This window comes from Actinomadura sp. GC306, assembly GCF_004348665.1.
Lineage (GTDB): Bacteria > Actinomycetota > Actinomycetes > Streptosporangiales > Streptosporangiaceae > Spirillospora.
In genome coordinates, this window is the sequence record NZ_SMKM01000378.1 from 1 (window position 1) to 5204 (window position 5204).

General features: G+C 68.8%; 3 protein-coding genes. 1 reads left to right on the forward strand and 2 read right to left on the reverse strand.

Annotated features, from left to right (window positions below; translation table 11 throughout):
• Nucleotides 1–800 (reverse strand): DUF222 domain-containing protein (locus tag E1200_RS31100; protein WP_165950536.1); only part of this gene is annotated, 800 nt, incomplete at its 3' end.
• A 649-nt stretch (nucleotides 801–1449) separates the two neighbouring features.
• Nucleotides 1450–4215: an aconitate hydratase AcnA gene (acnA, locus tag E1200_RS31105; protein WP_131955858.1), complete on the reverse strand. Its 2766-nt coding sequence runs from the start codon at nucleotides 4213–4215 to the stop codon at nucleotides 1450–1452.
• Between the two features lie 395 nt (nucleotides 4216–4610).
• Between acnA and E1200_RS31110 the strand changes: the two genes are divergently transcribed.
• The coding region (locus tag E1200_RS31110) for a lytic polysaccharide monooxygenase auxiliary activity family 9 protein (protein ID WP_131955860.1) at nucleotides 4611–5204 on the forward strand (594 nt) is incomplete at its 3' end.

The window sequence follows — 5204 nt, forward strand, 5'->3', positions numbered from 1 at the left end:
GTGCCGTCGCTGAGGCGGGCGGGGGTGGTGCCGCCGGTGAGGGTGTCCAGGTCGCAGATGACGGTGACCTTGGTGGCCCGGTGACCGCCTGCGAGGACGCCGGTAAGGGCCGCCGCCATCCGCTGGGACAGATCACGCCGGTCGTCGGTACCCGCCGGTTTGGCCAGCGGCGCCAGCGTGCCGTCCCAGATCGCCGCGTCCTCGGCGTTCAACCACCCCTTGATGTAACGGCCCCCGTCCAGGGAGCGGGTGGAATCGATCCACGACGTCTCATAGCCGCGCCGCGAGCCGGGGTCGGGCTTGTCGGTGCCGTCGCGTTCGGCGATCAGATCGGTGATCCGACGACCGAACGCGGCGACCTTCCCGGCGGAGAACCCCTGACCGGCCAGCTCGAGAAGGATGTCCTCGGCAGCGCCGCAGTCGTCATCGCCCAGCCGCGCGACGGCGGCCGCGATCGTGGTCGCGTACCCGTAGGAAAGGTCACCACGAGCCAGCCGCCCGGCGACCTCGGGCAGTCGGTGGCGCTGGCGGGCCAGCTGGACGCGTTCCTTGGCGCGGGCCTCACGCATCCCCAGACCCGAGCGCAGCCAACTCCGAGCAGACGGGTAGCCCCTCCGGCGCATCTCCCCCGCCGCATCCACCCGCGCCACCAGCCCGGCGAGGGCGCTTTCGTGCAGGTCGGTGGCGCGGGCCAAGGTTTCGGCGTCCCGCATGCACACACCCGCCGACGCGGGTGCCTCACGGTGGGCGAGTTCGGCCGCGATCGCGGCCGCCGCGTCCACCAACTGACTGGTGGACATCGACGCCACATCGATATCGCCACTCGAACACATAACTCAATGATATCGAACAACCATCCACCGAACATGCGTCCGACAGTGACATTTCTGAGACCTTGTAGTCAGCCAGCCCGGCGCGCATTTCAGACGAAATGCGCGCCCCTCTGGGGGCAGAATGGCAGACTCAGGGCTTTGCGGTCGCAGACCGCAACGATAGAACGAGACGCCGCTCGGGCAGGGGCCCCGGCGACAGGACCCTGTGCAGACCCCTGCGCAGACAACCCATCACTGACCGGCGACCTCAGCCGAAGTGACTCCAGCCGACAGCGAACCGCACGATACGCACCGAGCCGCCAGAGGCCACCTCAGCCGGGCACCCACCGCAACCACACCATCCCGGCAAACCACCGCAACATAAAAGGCCACCGCAACATAAAAGACCACCGCAACATAAAAGGCCACCGCAACATAAAAGACCACAGAACCACCGCGAAAGAACTACTAACGCCTTCAAGATTCTCCAGCGGCGGACGCGCGATATCGGTCCCGGGCGTATCCACGCTGGAGGTCCACAGCAGCCTTCGGGCGTCGCAGTGAACTGCGCGGAACTGATCCCCCGAACGGCAAGGGTGCCCGTCCCCGGGCCGGGGACGGGCACCCTCGTTGCGGCTTACTTGCGGAGGAGGTTGCGGAGGACGTACTGGAGGATGCCGCCGTGGCGGTAGTACTCCGCCTCGCCCGGGGTGTCGATGCGGACGACGGCGGTGAACTCCTTGTCGCCCGCCTTCACCGTGACCTCCGCGGGGACGCCGCCCTCGTTCATCGCGGTGACGCCCGTGATGTCGAAGGTCTCGGTGCCGGTGAGGCCGAGGGACTCGGCGGACTCGCCGTCCTTGAACTGGAGCGGCAGGACGCCGAGGCCGATGAGGTTCGAGCGGTGGATGCGCTCGTAGGACTCGGCGATGACGGCGCGGACGCCGAGCAGCGCGGTGCCCTTGGCGGCCCAGTCGCGGGACGAGCCGGAACCGTACTCCTTGCCGGCGATGACGACGAGCGGGATGCCCTGCTCGATGTAGTTGCGCGAGGCGTCGTAGATGAACGACTGCGGCGCACCGTCCTGGGTGAAGTCGCGGGTGTAGCCGCCCTCGACGTCGTCCAGGAGCTCGTTGCGGAGCCGGATGTTCGCGAACGTCCCGCGGATCATGACCTCGTGGTTGCCGCGGCGCGAGCCGTAGGAGTTGAAGTCCTTGACCGCGACGCCGTTGTCCTGGAGGTACTGCGCGGCGGGCGTGCCGACCTTGATCGCCCCGGCCGGGGAGATGTGGTCGGTGGTGACCGAGTCGCCCAGCTTCGCCAGGACGCGGGCGCCGTGGATGTCGGTGACCGGCTCCGGCTCGGCGGACATGCCGTCGAAGTAGGGGGCCTTGCGGACGTAGGTGGAGTCCGGGGCCCACTCGAACAGGTCGCCGGTCGGGATGTCCAGGTTGCGCCAGCGGTCGTCGCCCTTGAACACGTCGGCGTAGCTGGAGGTGAACATCTCCTTGCCGATGGACGACTCGACGATCTCGGCGATCTCCTCGTGCGAGGGCCAGATGTCGCGCAGGTAGACCGGGCCGTCGGTGCCCTCGGCGATCGGGTCGTTGAGGATGTCGACGTCCATCGACCCGGCGAGGGCGTAGGCGATGACCAGCGGCGGCGACGCCAGGTAGTTCATCTTGACGTCGGGGCTGATGCGGCCCTCGAAGTTGCGGTTGCCGGACAGCACCGCGGTGACGGCGAGGTCGTTGTCGTGGACGGCCTTGGAGATCTCCGGCTGCAGCGGGCCGGAGTTGCCGATGCAGGTGGTGCAGCCGTACCCGACGAGGTTGAAGCCGATCTTGTCGAGGTACGGGGTGAGCCCAGCGCGCTCGTAGTAGTCGGTGACGACCTGCGAGCCCGGCGCGAGGGACGTCTTCACCCACGGCTTGCGGTTCAGGCCCTTCTCGACGGCCTTCTTCGCCACCAGCGCCGCGCCGATCATCACGTACGGGTTGGACGTGTTGGTGCAGGAGGTGATGGCGGCCATGGCGACGTGCCCGTGGTCGAGTTCGAAGCTGGTGCCGTCCTCAAGGGTGACGGGGACGCGCTTGTGCGGGCGGCTGGTGCCGTCGCCGTCGACCTTGCGCGGCCGGTCGCCGTTGCCGCCGTGGGTGATCGCCGGGGCGTCGGACGCCGGGAAGCTCTCGTTGACCGCCTGGTCCGTCGGGCCCATGACGCTCTTGACGTAGCTGTGCACGTCGCGGCGCCAGGTCCGCTTGGCGTGCTCCACGGAGATGCGGTCCTGCGGGCGCTTCGGCCCGGCCAGCGACGGGACGACCGTGGACAGGTCCAGCTCCAGGTGCTCGGAGAACTCGGGCTCCGAGGACGGGTCGAGCCACAGGCCCTGCGCCTTGGCGTACGCCTCGACGAGGGCGACCTGCTCCTCGCTGCGGCCGGTGAGGCGCAGGTACTTCAGCGTCTCGCCGTCGACCGGGAAGGTCGCGGCGGTGGAGCCGAACTCGGGGCTCATGTTGCCGATCGTGGCGCGGTTCGCCACCGGCAGCGCCTGGACGCCCTGGCCGTAGAACTCGACGAACTTGCCGACGACGCCGTGCTGGCGCAGCATCTCGGTGATGGTGAGGACCAGGTCGGTCGCGGTGGTGCCCGCGGGCATCTCGCCGGTCAGCTTGAAGCCGACCACGCGCGGGATGAGCATGGAGATCGGCTGGCCGAGCATCGCGGCCTCGGCCTCGATGCCGCCGACGCCCCAGCCGAGGACGCCGATGCCGTTCTGCATCGTCGTGTGCGAGTCGGTGCCGACGCACGTGTCGGGGTAGGCGACGCCGTCGCGGTCGAACACCACGCGGGCGAGGTGCTCGATGTTGACCTGGTGGACGATGCCGGTGCCGGGCGGGACGACCTTGAACTCGTCGAACGCCGTCTGCCCCCAGCGCAGGAACTGGTAGCGCTCGCCGTTGCGCTCGTACTCCCGCTGGACGTTGCGCTCGAACGCGTCCGGGGAGCCGAAGTAGTCGACGATGACGGAGTGGTCGATGACCAGCTCGGCCGGGGCGAGCGGGTTGATGCTGCCCGGGTCGCCGCCGAGGTCGCGGACGGCCTCGCGCATCGTGGCGAGGTCCACCACGCACGGCACGCCGGTGAAGTCCTGCATGATCACCCGGGCGGGGGTGAACTGGATCTCCTTGCTGGGCTGCGCCGACGGGTCCCATTCCGCGATGGCGCGGATGTGGTCGGCCGTGACGTTCGCGCCGTCCTCGGTGCGCAGGAGGTTCTCCAGCAGCACCTTCAGGCTGTACGGGAGCCGGGCGGAGCCCTCGACCGCGTCCAGCCGATGGATGTCGTACGACTTGTCGCCTACCTGCAGCTTGTCAAGGCTGCCGAAGCTGTTCGAGGACACGGACTCCTCCTCCGTCACCACCGCGCGACCGGTCCGAATCATGAGCGCGCGGCGTTTCGTCTTGGTCTGCTACGCCCGCCCGTCGGGTGCCGTGGGGCACGGCGGGCCGAATGCTCGTCTTACTTGATCCTGCCTTAGTCGGTGTCCTCACCGGGAATCAGGTGGGCCTAACTTCGGCGGCTTTTCTCTCGATGTCAAGATACATCTTATTTGTCTCGATATCAAGCTACTTGCGGCTGCGGCGTCTCCGCCCAGGTGGGCGCCGCGAGGATTGACGGCCGCTTCCCCGGTCGTTAAGGCGGTCTTAGGAGAGCCGTCACTAACGTCCTGACGCATCACGGTCCCCCCGACGGGCGGCGACCACCCCCCTTAAGACGATGGGAAGGAAAGCCTGTATGCGCAGGACGATCGCCTACCCGCTCGCCGTCCTCACGGCGGCCGCCGGGACGACGCTGTTCACCGCGGCCCCCGCGGCGGCGCACGGCTACGTCTCCGCGCCGCCGAGCCGGCAGGCGCTGTGCGCCGCGGGCGCCGTGCCCGACTGCGGGCCCATCCAGTTCGAGCCGCAGAGCGTCGAGGGCACCAAGGGGCAGCGCAACTGCCACGGCGGCCTCAGCCAGTTCGCGGTGCTCTCCGACGAGAGCCGCGACTGGCCCGCCAAGTCGGTCGGCAGCACGGTGACCTTCAGCTGGACGCTGACCGCGCGGCACCGCACCAGCACCTGGGAGTACTTCGTCGGCGGCACCCGCGTGGCCGTCTTCGACGACCGCAACCAGATCCCGGACTCGGTCGTGACGCACCGGGTCGACCTCAGCGCCTTCCCCGGCAAGCAGAAGGTCCTCGCCATCTGGAACATCGGCGACACCCCGATGGCGTTCTACAACTGCATCGACCTGAACGTCGGCGGCGGCGGTTCCGGGTCGCAGCCCACGCAGCCCACGCAGCCCACGCAGCCCTCGCAGCCGCCCTCGCAGAACCCGGCGCCCTCC